Source organism: Brachybacterium squillarum M-6-3 (assembly GCF_000225825.1).
In the GTDB taxonomy this organism is placed as follows: domain Bacteria; phylum Actinomycetota; class Actinomycetes; order Actinomycetales; family Dermabacteraceae; genus Brachybacterium; species Brachybacterium squillarum.
The window spans coordinates 162,923-177,345 of record NZ_AGBX01000007.1; the positions used below are offsets into that span (position 1 = coordinate 162,923).

At 67.5% G+C, this 14,423-nt stretch carries 16 protein-coding genes and 1 tRNA gene; 10 read left to right on the plus strand and 7 right to left on the minus strand.

Translation table 11 applies throughout. The annotated features are described in order from the left end of the window. Positions 1–23: 23 nt before the first annotated feature. The 5 genes from OM98_RS10325 to OM98_RS10345 are packed head-to-tail and all read right to left on the minus strand — an operon-like array spanning position 24 to position 3,613. Positions 24–431 carry a hypothetical protein gene (locus OM98_RS10325; protein WP_010534549.1) on the minus strand — a complete coding sequence of 136 codons (408 nt, stop codon included), beginning with the start codon at positions 429–431 and terminating at the stop codon, positions 24–26. Then, positions 428–880: a hypothetical protein gene (locus OM98_RS10330; RefSeq protein WP_010534550.1), complete on the minus strand. Its 453-nt coding sequence runs from the start codon at positions 878–880 to the stop codon at positions 428–430. Before OM98_RS10330 ends, OM98_RS10325 begins: the two co-directional genes overlap by 4 nt. Then, entirely contained in the window at positions 873–1,370 is a 498-nt protein-coding gene (locus OM98_RS10335; RefSeq protein WP_010534551.1) for a hypothetical protein, read from the minus strand. Before OM98_RS10335 ends, OM98_RS10330 begins: the two co-directional genes overlap by 8 nt. Before the next feature lie 3 nt (positions 1,371–1,373). Next, a complete protein-coding gene (locus OM98_RS10340) occupies positions 1,374–1,808 on the minus strand; it encodes a hypothetical protein (RefSeq protein WP_139017689.1) in 435 nt (144 codons plus the stop codon). Next, entirely contained in the window at positions 1,805–3,613 is a 1,809-nt protein-coding gene (locus OM98_RS10345) for a nucleotide-binding protein (RefSeq protein ID WP_139017690.1), read from the minus strand. The genes OM98_RS10340 and OM98_RS10345 overlap by 4 nt, the downstream gene beginning before the upstream one ends. Positions 3,614–3,690: 77 nt before the next feature. Between OM98_RS10345 and OM98_RS10350 the strand changes: the two genes are divergently transcribed. From OM98_RS10350 to OM98_RS15635, 4 genes are all read left to right on the plus strand, one after another. Continuing rightward, positions 3,691–4,410 carry a hypothetical protein gene (locus OM98_RS10350; protein WP_010534554.1) on the plus strand — a complete coding sequence of 240 codons (720 nt, stop codon included), beginning with the start codon at positions 3,691–3,693 and terminating at the stop codon, positions 4,408–4,410. A 74-nt stretch (positions 4,411–4,484) separates the two neighbouring features. Continuing rightward, the gene (locus OM98_RS15905; protein WP_083837763.1) at positions 4,485–5,681 is read left to right on the plus strand and encodes a hypothetical protein; all 1,197 of its coding nucleotides are present in this window, start codon (positions 4,485–4,487) and stop codon (positions 5,679–5,681) included. Positions 5,682–5,805: 124 nt separating this feature from the next. Then, entirely contained in the window at positions 5,806–6,138 is a 333-nt protein-coding gene (locus tag OM98_RS15910; RefSeq protein ID WP_010534555.1) for a hypothetical protein, read from the plus strand. 298 nt (positions 6,139–6,436) lie between these two features. After that, entirely contained in the window at positions 6,437–6,805 is a 369-nt protein-coding gene (locus OM98_RS15635; RefSeq protein WP_139017691.1) for a hypothetical protein, read from the plus strand. A gap of 910 nt (positions 6,806–7,715) precedes the next feature. On the opposite strand, the gene OM98_RS10360 is transcribed toward OM98_RS15635, so the two are convergent. Next, positions 7,716–8,881, minus strand: a protein-coding gene (locus tag OM98_RS10360) for an IS3 family transposase (protein ID WP_245528768.1) whose coding sequence is annotated in 2 segments (ribosomal slippage) — positions 7,716–8,594 and positions 8,597–8,881 — 1,164 coding nt in all. Because the reading frame shifts where the segments join, the coding sequence is not laid out codon by codon here. 540 nt (positions 8,882–9,421) lie between these two features. After that, positions 9,422–9,495, minus strand: a tRNA-Pro gene (locus tag OM98_RS10370). Positions 9,496–9,686: 191 nt separating this feature from the next. On the opposite strand from OM98_RS10370, the gene OM98_RS10375 reads away from it, so the two are divergent. The 6 genes from OM98_RS10375 (at position 9,687) to OM98_RS10400 (ending at position 14,419) form a co-directional block, all read left to right on the plus strand. After that, positions 9,687–10,796, plus strand: a complete 1,110-nt coding sequence (locus OM98_RS10375; protein WP_010534558.1) for an intradiol ring-cleavage dioxygenase — start codon at positions 9,687–9,689, stop codon at positions 10,794–10,796. A 98-nt stretch (positions 10,797–10,894) separates the two neighbouring features. Continuing rightward, positions 10,895–11,740 carry a class I SAM-dependent methyltransferase gene (locus tag OM98_RS10380; RefSeq protein WP_010534559.1) on the plus strand — a complete coding sequence of 282 codons (846 nt, stop codon included), beginning with the start codon at positions 10,895–10,897 and terminating at the stop codon, positions 11,738–11,740. Positions 11,741–11,854: 114 nt separating this feature from the next. Then, positions 11,855–12,769, plus strand: coding sequence for a DUF881 domain-containing protein (locus tag OM98_RS16385; RefSeq protein WP_033195164.1), 915 nt, complete (start codon positions 11,855–11,857; stop codon positions 12,767–12,769). Continuing rightward, complete coding sequence (locus OM98_RS10390; RefSeq protein WP_010534561.1) at positions 12,766–13,098, plus strand: small basic family protein; 333 nt, start codon at positions 12,766–12,768, stop codon at positions 13,096–13,098. The genes OM98_RS16385 and OM98_RS10390 overlap by 4 nt, the downstream gene beginning before the upstream one ends. Continuing rightward, positions 13,095–13,850 carry a DUF881 domain-containing protein gene (locus OM98_RS10395; protein WP_010534562.1) on the plus strand — a complete coding sequence of 252 codons (756 nt, stop codon included), beginning with the start codon at positions 13,095–13,097 and terminating at the stop codon, positions 13,848–13,850. Before OM98_RS10390 ends, OM98_RS10395 begins: the two co-directional genes overlap by 4 nt. Positions 13,851–13,978: 128 nt before the next feature. Further along, positions 13,979–14,419 carry an FHA domain-containing protein gene (locus OM98_RS10400; protein WP_010534563.1) on the plus strand — a complete coding sequence of 147 codons (441 nt, stop codon included), beginning with the start codon at positions 13,979–13,981 and terminating at the stop codon, positions 14,417–14,419. Positions 14,420–14,423 lie beyond the last annotated feature (4 nt).

Consider the following 14,423-nt stretch of genomic DNA (forward strand, 5'->3'; position numbering starts at 1 on the left):
CGACCGGGAGTGTTGCTTCGACGCTATGACACCACCCGGATCCAGTACCGCGTCTCCGCTTCCAGGATCGTCGGCAGGTTTCGTGAGTAGTTGAACACACTGCTGGTCCCGGGCCCGGACTTCGCCCTCCACCGAGTTTCGAGCATTCTCATCAGCGCATCTCCGAAATAGGAGAGGACCAGATCCTTGTCGTGGTAGTCCAGACGCGAGATATGCTGCGCCCTCTTCAGGACCCGCGCAATTTCGCTTTCATGTGTGTTAAAAAATTCATCGAGAAGGACGCGCTTCTCGACCCGGTTCCGGGCGTGGAGTATCTGGCACATCTCGGCCTTCCACGGCGTCTCGAGCGTGTCCCGATCGCAATCGCAGCGACGATGATGATCAGCCCGCCGGCGGAGCCTCGCAGTCGTGTTCAGCAGCAGCGCGGTCATCGTGCGTCCTCCCTGGGAAGCGGGGCGGCGGCGAAAGGGAAACCTGGCCACACGGTCAGGTCCTGGGCCTCCTGGATCAGGCCGTGGGAGATGAACGCATCCAGCACCGCCAGCAGGCGCCGTCCGCGGGCCTGCTCGTCGAGGACGTAGGCGAGGGTGACGTGTCCGGTCGCAGTGCGGGACTCGGTGGCCTCGAGGATGTGCAGCATCTGGGCGATGACTGCGCGGGCGCGTGCGGCGCCGATCCCCGGGCCGGCGGTGATGATCTGGTCCAGGCGCAGACGCAGCAGCGGCTTCTCGCCCGATGCCGCGGCGGCGACGATGGCTTCCCACGGGGTGACGGTGCCATCGGTGATCAGTTGCAGGAGTTCTCCGCGGGCCGCGTTGGCGACACGCCTCTCGGTAAGGAGCCGGGTTCCGTCGATCTCGTCGGTGGGGTGCTCAGACATCTCGGGCCTCGAAGACGGTGCGGACGGCGGTGGATTCGAGTGATGGGGCGACGGTCAGGGCACGGATCGCGCGCGTCGTGGATACCCGGTCGGAGGGGTGGAGGTCGTTGTAGCGGGAGATGATCTGCTCGAGGCCGGCGCCGATGCCGAGCGACCGGGCGACGCGCCGGACCCGGGGACCGACCTGGGGATCGCCGACGGCGACGCGCACCTGGTCGGCGAGATCGCGGCGGATCTGGGTGCTGAGGTAGCGGATCGGATCGACGTTCCGAGTGGTCGCCGGGTCCAGGCAGCGGTCCAGAGAGCGCAGGATGCGACTGTCCGGGCCCGACGAGCCGTAGACGACGTGGGTGACGACGAGGTCGAGCTGCTGATCATCCAACAACCGACCCGCGGCCTCGTGATCCTCGACGCCGGTGATCTCCCGGCAGATCGAGTCTGCGACGTGGTGGACGCACTCGTGGGCAAACCGCTCCAGGTGGGTGAGCATCGTTTACCGCGCGAGCTCACCGTGCTCGATGAACTCATCGAGCAGTCGCGTCGCCTCGTACGCGGACAGCAAGGGTGCCCGGTGCGTCGGCCACATCGCGCCCGTGGGCCGACCGAGCTCACCGTGGCCCTCTGCGAGGTCGATGGCACCGTCCAGGTGGATACCGGCGGCGTCCACGCTCCAGCCCGCCGCGACCGAGTCCACTCGGGCTGGGTCGGCGGCGCGCAGGGCCTCGTCCCGCCAGGCGATGGTTGCCGGCAGGGTGCCGGTCCGGGTGGCCTTGTGGCCGCCGACGCCCCGGGCTGGACGGATCCACATGGTCGGCGGCAAGGCGTGCAGCCGCACTCGGTGGCGGGGCCGCGCCTGCTCTTTCGCGCAGCGTGCCCAGATCATCTGATCCAGCAGTGTGCACAGCTGCGCGGAGGTGGCGTAGTTCATCGGCGCAGCCACCGCTTCCACCACGGGAGCCCAGAGCGCACCGTTCCCGGGTCGCGCAGGTCGAACTCCGGATCGCCCGTGACGGCGAGGAGGACGTCCATGACGACGCCGTACAGGGTGGGGACCGCGTAGGGGATGCGCCGGGCGACGAGGTCGTCGTAGATGCGGTCGTCGTAGTGGATCGAGCCCTTCCACGACGAGTCCTTGCCCAGCAGCTGCGGCAGCTTGCCGTAGTCGGTGATCGACGGTCGGACCTTGTTCGCGATCGACATCATCCGCGTCGCTTCGGCGCCGTGCTGACGAAGCGACTCCATCGCCACGAGCAGGTTCTCCACGCCCGGTGTGGTCAGCTCGCAGATCCCGACCCCGTAGCCACGGCGGGCCAGTAGCGGCGCAATGACCCGGTCGATCACTCCGGTCGAGTCCAGGCCTTCGGTGATCTGGGTGTCGATGATGACCAGGTCGAAGCGCTCGCGTGCGATCTGGAGGACCTCGGTGTAGTGCGCGGCCGTGACCGCGGCGATCTCTTTGCTGACGTCCCCGCTGCCCTTGACTGGACGCGGCGCCTGGACGAACGAGAACGCGAGATGGTCGCCCCGGTCGCCTCGAGCCTGATTCAGCTGCTCGGGGGAGAGGATCGCCGAGGCAGGGTCACCGATCATGACGGCGTCATAGATCGACGGGAGGTCGGTCGTTCGTACCCGCAGGTACAGGCCGAGATCGCCCTGGGCGCGGTTCGCGTCGATCAGACACACCGACTTGCCCCCGACCTCGGTAGCCGCCTGCGCGAAAGCGAGCGCGAGGGTGGACTTACCTTCGCCGCCCTTGCCGGAGAAGCAGGCGATCACATCGGCGGGGGCGGTGCTGCGCCGGCTGCGCCTCGTGGCGCTGGACTGGGTGACGTCATCCAGTGCGGTATCTGTATCGACCTCGTCCTCGACACCCAACCCGTCGAGGTCTTCGGTGAGGCTCTCGAAGAGCTCCTCGTCAAGGGGATCGAGCTGCGGATCCGGAACGGCGACCGGCGCTGAGTCCGTGCTGGTGGCGAAAGTCGGTAGGGCGATCCGACGCCTGCCCTGAACAACCGGTGAGCTGTCATCCGGTCTCGTCTCGACTTGGTGGCCGCGCGGAATGGTGGGGGAGTGGAACCCGTCGAACTCCTCCCCATCCTCTGCCTCGGAGGCATCCGGTTGTTCTCCCGTTGCCTCGGGGTGGTCTCCCGAGTCCTCGAGCCAGTCCGACAGTGTCGACTGCGATGCGGGAGATTCGGTGGAAAGCGCAGGCTCGGCGGGGGCAGGTGCCGAGCGCACCGCATGGCCGTCGTCATCGCTCAGCCAGTCCTCGATCGGCTCGACAGGCGCCGGTTCAGACGAGCCGAGCTCGGTCTTGGTGGAGTCGACATCGTGCTCCCGGGCCGAGGGGAGGTCGGGCAGGGGCTGGGGGATCGTGCCGTCTGCCTCGACGCGAATGCCCTGCAGCACCGGGTCGAGATCTTGGAACCCGAGCGCCCCCAGATAGTCGCCGAGGCTCGAGGCCACCGGGATCGAGTTGCGTGGTTCGCCAAGGATTGGCTCCGCCCCGCGCGCGATCACCACGGGCGCCGTATCGGGCAAGCGGGAGATCAGCTGCTCGAGCCCGATCTGCTTCTGGTCCTCGACCAGGACCGGCAGCGCCGAAATAGCCGCCGCTTCACGGATCCGCCGAGAGACCTCGGGGAACCCGTCGCCGGAGACGACCTCGAACCCGAAGCTCGCCAGCGCGTCTCGCACATGGGGCAGTCCGATGACTGCGAGTGAGTTGCTCATACTAGTTATATGCCAAGGTGCACCGAATCAAGTGCACGAGACTTCGTTCCTGCAGACAGACATGGAACGATGACCTGATGCAGTTCGAGCGGACGACGGGCGGAATCATGGAGATCACACGCGAGGAAGCAACCTCGCGCCGGCGCACAATCGCCCAGTGGGCCGCCGCCGCACACGACTCCCTCGTGCCCATGACGACCCGCGTCGACATCGACCGCCGCTTCCGCGAATGGACCCGGCGCACGCCCGCCTTCACCATCGCGTGGGCCACCGGCGTGACCGCCACGATCCTGGACACCCTGCCGCCCTCGGACCCCTGGCGGACCCCGCACCCAGGCTTCGGCACCTTCCGCGCCGCCAGCGACGTGACCTTCGTTCCCGACGACGAAGACGAATGGGACCGCGAACGGCTGCTGCTGGACATCAACCTCATCGCGATCGCCGACCCCATGCCACCCGGCGCCGCGCGCGTCATGGCGGCCTGCGCCGCCAGCAGCGAAGACGGACAGTTCACCCTCACCGAGCTCCGCAAGAACGCCGAGAACCGCCGCGACGCAGTCACCGCCGACATCGCCCAATCAATCGTCCTGTGGGCGCTATGGCGCCGGCGCAGCTACTGCGGCAACGACGACGAGTTCCCTCTGTCGATGATGTACGGCTGGCTCTCCTATGCCTCCGCTGTCGAAGACGGACGCCCCGTGCCCCACGAGATCATCGACCCCGACATCTTCACCGCTGCGCTCACCGATGAGGACTACCGCACGACCGCGGGCACCGAGGACCAGCGCGACATCTGACCTTGCCAGCCGACAGCCGTGGGTCAGGTACGAATACCGCCCATGGATGCCGGTTCCTCTGCAAAGATGCACGCATGACCTACACGGATCACTTCGGAGTGCCTCCGGCCCGGTCCCTGCACGAACTCCTCTGGGACGTGTCCTTCCATGCCATGAAGGACATCGTCACGATGGACGAGCTCGTGAAGACGCGCGGTACGAACCTCGCAGTGACGCCCACCCCGATGGACGAGGAGATTTCCACGATCAATCTCGTCCGCCGTTTGGCGCTGCTGGGGAGGCGCCTCGGCGTCACCGCAGTGCTTCACTCCCGGAGCCTCGAGGGCAAATACACCCAAGCCGTCCCGGGGCAACGCACTGCACCGAGTGGCGCAGACCTCGAGCTGAACGTGGAGATCGCCCCTGGACGATGGCTGGACCTACTCCTGCAAGCCAAACGGCTGTACCCGCGGCGCAGCGTGCCCGCGCGATACAACGGCTGGGACCAACAGCAATCAGCAGCCTTGGTCGCGTGGGCGCGCACCCATGGGAGTCGCGTTCCCGGAATGCTTCTCTACAACGGGCTCAGCCAGCCGTTCACGCAGAATAAAAGTCCGGTGACATACGCAGACTTTCACTGCAGCGCCTTCGGTGCATGCAGTGGAGCCAACCACCTAGAGCTGCATAGTCATGCGAAGGTGACGGCGAGGGGATGGAGCCTGTTCGATGGCACCCCCGGGGGCGTGAGCCTGGTGCTCGACGCGATCATGCTGACGAACGCTTCGAAGCCGTCTGCACATTCGCTGCATAGCTTTCACTTCCCGTTGGAACATCTCGCTCACCGAGGGTGCAGCTCGGCTGGCACACGACCGGGTCCCCGGGGCGGTGGCCCGAGAGGGACCGGTCCGACCGGCGGTGGCCCAGATCATGAAGGGCCGAACGGGCCGAACGGGCCGAACGGGCCGAACGGGCCGAACGGGCAGGACGGTTCGGGCGAGACCGACCCGGAGCTTCCCGGGGCGCGAGCATTCGGCCCCGAACTTTTCGCGGATGAGGGCCCTCTGATCCGCTCTGACGCTGCGCCGTGGGCCCGACGATTGGAGCGTCTGAGCAACGAAGGGAACGTGGAGGAGTACCGAACCCAGGACGAAGAGGAGGCGTTCCCGATCGGTGCCTCTGTGGTGATCCGGCACCATGCACTGCAAGAGGGCGCGGACGGAGCGTGGACCCACGGCGTCGATCCGGGTTCCTGCAACACCGAGAGGCCCGCGCGCTCTCTTTACGGTCGGTAGGCCCGTGCGGCGCTGGCGATCGATGACCAGAAATACCACGACGTCGGGTGACCGTCACTCGATAGCGTGCCTCCGCCGACGCGGGGATCTGACGGTGGCCGAGTGAGGCTTGGAACCGGATGAGGTGGCCGTCGGGATCCATGACCAGGAAAATCTGCACGCCGACTTCTTCGCGGTCGCCGATGCGATACCACTTCTCCTCGGGCGCCATGAACAGCGAGTGGCCGGCGTCGTCCAGGGCAGCGAGGATCGGATCGAGGCTCTCCACGCTGATCTGGAAGTTGACCCCACGCCCAAGTGGAGGCTCCAGCGGCGCCGTGATCCAGTTCCGGCCTACGCCGCGCTGCTCGAGCATGAGGTGCGCGCTCCCACGCGTGATGTAGGCGAAGCCCTCTTCGGGACGCGATACTTGATGTGGAACCCGCAGAGACCGCACCAAAACGCGATGCTCGTCTGAGTGTTGCCGACGAGCAGTTCGGGGGCGAGAGCGGGATCCACGGACGGTGATTTCACCTCTTCTTGGTGCCAGGTGAACCTCTCGACGGACCCGGAACGGACCGTCCGGCGCCGCGCATCGCGGGAGCGATGCGAACGGGATCGAGCGCTCGCGTACCGTTGGGCATGCCGATCAGTGAGAGCTCAACGGCTGAACCGATAGACATGTCCCTCAAATGGTCATACCGGGGAACGTGGGATATCCAGCGCGCCTACGAAGAGACCGCCACGTTGACCGTTTCTTCCGAGAGGAGCTGGCCATGAGCTATGTGGATCGTTACGTGTTTAAGCGTCACATGGAAAAGGTGAATGTAGAGCTATCAATACTAAATATGCGGCCCATTTGCTCGGACACGGAAAGCCGGATAGCACTGCTCGCCCTGAGGGAGGGTAGCGCCCATCGCCTGCAAATGATGCTGCAGTCAGGTTTCGCATTCTTGGCCATCTACGCTGCTACTTTCGCCATTGTCGGCGCCTTTGCTAATCTTCGTTTTGTCATATTAGCATCTGCCTTGACTTATTTTTCTTTGGGCTTGACGGTTGGCGCGCGCAGCATGCGTCGCGCGGCAGCGCGAGCCGTTCTTGATCATCGACTCGCCAGGGTGTCCTCGATTCATCCAGGGCGATGACCTAGGGGAAGGGCGGGCGTATGTATTCGTCGGCGTCCCTAAAGCGAGGGTTTTTGGTACGCCGGGCGCCCACCGTGTAATCGCAGGTCGCGCAGTTTTGAAAGCCGTCCCAGAACTGACGACTCCCAGAACCATAACGAGGTGTCTTAGGTTCAGACAATAGCGTTCCCTATCGGCTTCTGGTAGATCACGGAGTAGAGATGCTTGAGATCCGGCGCGAGGTGAAGCAGCATCGCAGGGACGGGCTCGCCGCGCGGAAAATCGCAACCCTGGGCGAGGTATCGCAGCCGACCATCCACAAGACGCTCGAAGTAGCCGACAGGGACCCCGCGCCCTTCGGGGGAGCACTGCGGCCTCCGAGTGCTTCTCATCTCCGGCGGACTCGACACCTCACTCCACACTCAACTCTGAAGAGTCCCTTATAAGGTCATGCCGGGGAACGTGGGATATGTACGCGAACCTGGGCTGACCTGCACGTTATGTGTTGGCACCACGGTGGCACTGCTCTCGCCGGACGAGTGCCGGAACTTGTTCCCGACCTGCACGAACAGAGGAATCTGGCGTGGACGGTGGATGTCGGCGCACCGTTAGCAAACCCGGGATGACCTGCGCAAACGATCTACGCCTATGAAGTGCTGCAGCCCGGCGGATGGACGCGGATCCTGCCTGGCCAGGCGTGTGCGGTGGCGCAGTACCAACGAGTACCCCTGCAAAACTGCAGGTCAACCCTGGTTTGCCAACGCTACCAAGGGAGCGCCAACGCCCGAGGGGCGGTGTTCGTGCAGGTCAGACCCTGTTTGACAACATATCCCACATATCCCCCGGACACTGCATACGTATAGGGGATCTGGTTTCATATCTCCCCTTACTACTACGGGACTGCCGCACATTTAGGTGACAGTTGGGGGTGTCAGGCCGCGAGGCTCACGGCCGGGTTCATGATGGTCTCGTATTCGATGGGGGTCAATCGGCCCAGACGGGCCTGTCGGCGGCGTCGGTGATACGTCCTTTTGATCCAGGTGATGATTGCGATTCGGAGCTCTTCTCGGGTCCGCCAACGCTTACGGTCCAGGACGTTCTTCTGTAGCAGCGCGAAGAAGGACTCCATGGCGGCGTTATCGCCGGCAGCACCGACCTGGCCCATGGATCCGATGAGGTGGTGACGGTTCAGAGCGTGCACGAATTTCTGTGACCGGAACTGAGAGCCTCTATCCGAGTGCACGATGCAACCGGCGGCGTCACGGCGCCGAAGTACCGCGTTGTCCAGGGCATTCACCGCGAGACAAGCCTTCATTCGGTCGCTCATCGAGTAGCCCACGATCCGGCCGGAGAACACGTCCTTGATCGCGCAGAGATAGAGCTTGCCCTCGTCGGTCCAGTGCTCGGTGATGTCGGTCAGCCACAGTTCGTTGACGTCATCGGCGGAGAAGTCCCGCTTCACAAGGTCGTCATGGACGGGCGGTCCAGGGCGCTTCCCGTTCTTGCCGCGCTTCTTTCCGAACACGGACCACCACTGGTTGTCCCGGCAGATCCTCCGCGCCGTCCGCTCACACATCACCTCGCCGGACTCTGCGGCTTCACTGACGAGGAACCGGTAGCCGTACTCGGGGTCGTCGAGGTGGGCGTCCAACAGTGCGTTGGCTCGATAGGCCTCGGTCAGCTCGGCTGTGGTGACCTGCTGGCGCCGCCAGCGATAGTAGGGCTGACGGGAGAGCTTCAAGACCCGCAGGGACACCGCGACGGGAATGTTGTCAGCGGCGAGCTCGCTCACGAGCGGGTACCACCTTCTCCCGGCAGGTTCGCCTGGGACAGGTAGGCGGCAGCACGACGCAGGACCTCGTTCTCCTGCTCCAGCAGCCGGTTCCGGCGGCGTAGCTCGCGTAGTTCCGTTGAGTCCTCACGGGTCTTCCCGGGGCGATTGCCGTCGTCGATGTCTGCTTGGCGGATCCATTTGTGGAGCGTCATCTCGTGGACGCCGAAGTCCTTCGCGATCTGCGCGATGGTGACGCCGTCCTCGCGGGACCGGGCGACTCGCACGACGTCCTCGCGAAACTCCTGGGGGTAGGGAGCGGGCATGGTGCACATCCTTCCAGGCCGCCCTACGGGCAAGCCAGATCAGATGTCACCTATCGGTGCGGCAGTCCCCTTCCCACCGCGACGTGGGTCCAGCTCGCCCTGACGGGTAGCCGCGGTGCAGGGGCACTTCGAGGTGTACGTGGGAGGTGACCCAGTGGATGACCCGTTAGGGCGCAGCGCTATCGATGCCCCGGCAGCCGAGAGTGGCCGCGCCGACACTGCCGTAGTTCTTCCCTACGTGGGAGCTCCGACGGGATGGGCAGCCTTGCGACGGGCGAGACGGCCTGCCTGGTCTTGAGTCGCGGCGACGAGAGAACCTGGGGGAGACTCTGGCCCTGGCCACCAGCCGGCCCCGTTCTGTGCTCGCCCCGCGTGCCCCTGGTCCAGGAGCGGCACTCGAAGGTCGATCGCCGTCGTGATGGTGACCCCGAGGCTCGTGCGGTCTCCAGCCGGCGCGACTCTAGCGGTCACTCTAGCGGTCACATCGCCGCTAAAAAAGACAACGCCCTGGTGAGAAACTTGTTCTCACCAGGGCCTTTGTCGGGCTGACAGGATTTGAACCTGCGACCCCTTGACCCCCAGTCAAGTGCGCTACCAAGCTGCGCCACAGCCCGAGTCCGGCCCCGCGGGGCCGACGACCACACTACATCCGGAGCGGCCGTGGCGGCGAATCGAGACCCACGTGACCTGCGGCACCTCGATCCCGGAGCTCGCACAGCCGGCGCACAGGACCGGCTGGCCGGGCGCATAGAACCGGTTCCTAGCGTTTCTTCTCGTCCACCAGAACGATGAAGGAAGTGACGCCATGAGAGAGAACGACCCCCGCCTCCAGCGCGATGCCGAGGGCAACCTCCGCTACCAGGGCCGCGTGCTCGACCACCAGGACGAGCCCGTGGTCGACCAGGGACTGCGCTTCGACCTGGGCACGCTCGTCTCCCGCCGCAACACCCTCGCGGTGCTCGGCGCCGGTGCGGCCGCCGCGGGCCTGGCCGCCTGCGGCAGCTCCTCCAGCAGCGAGGAGACCAGCAGCTCGGCGGCGAGCGACTCGGGCAGCGAGTCGACCACCACCAGCGACGGGGAGATCCCCGAGGAGACCAACGGCCCCTACCCGGCCGACGGCACCAACGGCGTGAACGTGCTGACCGAGTCCGGCATCGTCCGCCAGGACATCACCAGCAGCTTCGGCGACGCTTCCGGCACCGCCGAGGGCGTGGCGATGACACTCACCCTCACGATCACCAACATGAACGAGGACAACGCTCCCTACGAGGGCGTCGCCGTGTACGTCTGGCACTGCACCGGCGACGGGCTGTACTCGCTGTACTCCGAGGGTCTGGAGGAGGAGAACTTCCTGCGCGGGGTGCAGATCGCGGATGCGAACGGCCAGGTGACGTTCACCAGCATCTTCCCGGGCTGCTACGCCGGCCGCTGGCCGCACATCCACTTCGAGGTGTACCCCGACGAGGCCTTGATCACGAGCACCGACAACCTGCTGGCCACCTCCCAGGTGGCCCTACCACAGGACGTCTGCGAGACCGTGTACGCGGTCGACGGTTACGACGGTTCCGCCGAGAACCTCGCCAACATCACCCTGGACAGTGACAACGTGTTCGGGGAGGACGGTGGCGAGCTGCAGCTCGCCACCGCGGAGGGCGACGTCGACGCCGGCTACACCGTCGAGCTGCCGGTGGCGATCGACCCGACCACCGAGCCGGGCCAGTCCACCGACGCGATGGGCGGCGGCGGGGAGATGCCCTCCGACGCCGGCGGCGAGATGCCCGGTGGCGGCACCCCGCCCGAGGGCGGAATGCCCTCCGACGGCGGCGGCGAGCCCCCGGCGGGCGGCCCCGGCTCCGAGTCCTCCACCGGCACCGAGAGCAGCCTGGTGGGCAACACCCTGGTCAGCTCCCGCTGACGGGAGGCCACCCGGGCGGGGCCGGAGCGTCCCGCCCGGGCCGGATGCGGCGTGCCACACTCGAGGGCACGCCGCACCCGCGCACGAGAGGGGCCCGCATGGCCGAGCAGCCGCACCGATCCGCCACCGAGGACGAGCTGGCGAGCTGGCGCGAGATCCTTGCGGAGCAGCCCACCGGCTGGGACTTCTCCGACCTGGAGGGCATCCGGCACCCGGAGACGCCCTGGAGCTACGAGACCATCGTGCGGAACCTCGTGGTCACCGCCCACCGCGTGCTGGACCTCGGCACCGGGGGAGGGGAGCTGCTGGCGACGCTCGCCGACGTGCTGCCCGAGGGGACCGTCGCCACCGAGGGCTGGGCCCCCAACGTGCCCCTTGCCCGCGACCGCCTGGCCCGCCTCGGCATCGAGGTGGTCCAGCACCACTGCGAGGAGGGCGCCCGCCTGCCTTTCGAGGACGACTCCGTCGACCTGATCCTGTGCCGCCACGAGTCCTTCGACGCCGCCGACGTGGCCCGCGTGCTCGCCCCGCGCGGCGCGTTCCTCACCCAGCAGGTCGGCGGGGACGACCTGCAGGAGATCCCCGCCGCCTTCGGCATCGAGCCTCGGTATCCCGAGAACACCCTGATGGACGCCCAGAACGCGCTGGTGCGCGCCGGGCTCACGGTGGAGCGCGCCGACGTCGTGCACGACCGCTACGAGTTCGCGGACATGACCACCCTGCTGCGCTTCCTGCGGCGTGTGCCCTGGATGGCGCCGGAGGGACTGGACGCCGACCGGCACCGTGAAGGCCTGGAACGCCTCGCCGCGGAGTTCGAGGACGGCCCCTTCACGGCCACCGCCACCCGTTTCGTGATCCTCGCCCGCAAGCCCGGAGAGGTCGACGAGGGTCGGACCGACTTCTCCTCCCTGCCCACCGACGACCTCGAGGTGCCGCAGGTCTGAGCCTTTCCGCCCCGGGCCTCTCCGCCCCGGACGACAGGGTCGGGTTCGGACGCGCGGCGGACGCGGCCGCCCCGCCTCCCGGCCCCGTTGCCGCCGCGCGGATACCGTGGCGGCATGCCTGAGTCGTCCCGCCGGACTCCCCACGGCGAGACCCCCTACTCGCCCATGTCGCTGCTGCGCGCCCTGACGTCCAACCCGCTGGACGTCGAGGAGCTGCGCGGCACCGAGGGCGGACACGAGGAGGAGGCCCCGCCGGACACCGCCCGGATGCGGGTGCTCACCGTCGTGCTGGCCCTCGTGCTCGGCTTCGCCGTCGCCGTCGCCGTCACCAATCTGCGCGCCGAGGAGGTCGCCGAGCAGGGCCCCCGGGAGCAGCTGCGCGCCGAGGTCGCCGACTCCCGCGCCGAGGCCGAGGCCCTCGAGGCCCAGCGCGAGGAGCTGCAGGCCGAGGTGGGCGTGCTGCAGGAGGCCGTGCTCTCCAGCGAGGACGAGGCCGCGGGGGAGGACCTCACCGCCGCACAGCGCGCAGCCGCCACCGTCGCCCTCAGCGGGCCCGGGGTGGTGCTCTCCCTGGACGACTCCGCGCCGCTGCCCGCCACCCCCGGCGTCGCCGAGGGCACCGTGAACCGGGTGACGGACGACGACGTGCAGCTCGCCGTCAACGCCCTCTGGGCCGCCGGCGCCGAGGGGATCTCCGTGAACGGCCAGCGCCTGTCCATGACCAGCGCCATCCGCACCGCCGGTTCCGCCGTGCTGGTGGACCTGCACCCGATCTCCCCGCCCTACCGGATCACCGCCCTCGGCGACCCCGAGGCCCTGCGCAGCGGGGTCGAGGACGGCACCGGCGGCGCCTACCTCGAGGAGATCTCCCAGCGCTACGGCATCGTCGTCGGCTGGGAGAGCGGCGAGGAGTACACCGTCCCCGCCCGCACCACCACCGCCCTGCGCGAGGCCTCGCCGCTCACCGACGAGACCGAGACCTCCGATCCCACCGACCCCACCCCGTCTCCCACGGAGGACCCCTCATGATCGCCCTCATCGGGCTCGCCCTCGGCATCGTCGTCGGCATCGTCCTGCAGCCCGACGTGCCCGCCGTGCTGCAGCCCTACCTGCCCATCGCCGTGGTCGCCGCCCTGGACACCCTCGCCGGTGGCCTCCGAGCCACCCTCGACGGGGTCTTCAACGCCCATGTGTTCATCACGTCGTTCCTGTTCAATGTGCTGATCGCGGCCTTCCTCGTCTTCCTCGGCGACCAGCTCGGGGTCGGGGCGCAGCTCTCCACCGCCGTGATCGTCGTGCTGGGCATCCGCATCTTCTCCAACGCTGCCGCGATCCGCCGGCTGCTGTTCCGCTCATGAGCGAGCACTCCCGCGTCCCCGAGACCCGAGCGGAGCAGCGCCTGATCTGGCGGCGTCTGCGCGGGGCGCTGCGACCGCGCCGCAAGATCGAACAGCTCATCGTCGGCCTGCTGTTCTTCCTGGTCGGCCTGTCCGTGGTGGTGCAGGTGCAGGCCACCGACGAGTCAGGCCTCGAGGGGGCCTCCGAGGAGGAGCTGGTGCGGCTGCTGGACGAGTCCGACCGGCACGTCGAGGAGCTCGAGGAGGAGAACCGCGAGCTCGACGACACCCTGGAGGACCTGCGCGCCGGCCGCGAGGACGAGGTCGCCGCCCAGGAGGCCGCCGCCGAGCGCCTCGCCGACCTGGAGATCCTCGCCGGTACCGCCCCCGCCACCGGCCGCGGCGTCGAGATCGTCATCTCCGATCCCGACGGCGGGCTGCGTGCCCCCACTCTGCTCGGCGTCGTCCAGGAGCTGCGCAACGCGGGCGCCGAGGTGATCCAGGTCGGCGACGTGCGGGTGGTCGCCTCCACCTCCGTGACCGCCGGACCCGAGGGCGGGATCGTCGTCGACGGCGTCGCCGTGGACACCCCGCTCAGCGTCCTGGCCATCGGGGACCCCGCCGTGATGGAGCCCGCCCTGCGCATCCCCGGCGGTGCCGTGGACTCCGTCGCCGACGACGGCGGCACCCTCACCGTCACCACCCGTCAGCGCATCGAGATCGACGCGATCGCCGAGATCCCGGAGCGCAGCAGCTCCGAGGTGGTCAAGTGATCGTCAAATCCTGCTGTTCGAGGCATCCCGACGGTGCATTTCGGACGGCGGGCATGCAAGGATGAACCAGTCGCACCCTGTCCTTCCTCGACGACAGGGTCCGTCGCTGGTCAGGGAAGGGGTACACGGTGTCGCAGAACGCCGATTGGAAGGATGAGCTCGACCACACGTCGAAGCTCAGCGCGATCTCGCCGAACGATCCGGTGGAGGAGGCCGAGCCCGGCCTCACCGCCCAGGACCGCAAGGCGATCGAGAACCTGCCGCCGCGCAGCGCGCTGCTGATCGTCCGCAAGGGCCCGAACCTCGGTGCCCGCTTCCTGCTGGACGCCGACAGCACCGTCGCCGGTCGCCACCCCAAGTGCGAGATCTTCCTGGACGACGTCACCGTCTCCCGGAAGCACGCCGCATTCGTCCGTGACGGCGAGGGTTTCCTGCTGCGCGACCTGGGCTCGCTCAACGGCACCTACATCGGCAAGGAGCGTGTGGACGAGGTCCACCTGCAGCCCGGCCAGGACGTGCAGATCGGCAAGTACCGGCTCACCTACCACCCCTACACGGGGCCGGACTGAGCCC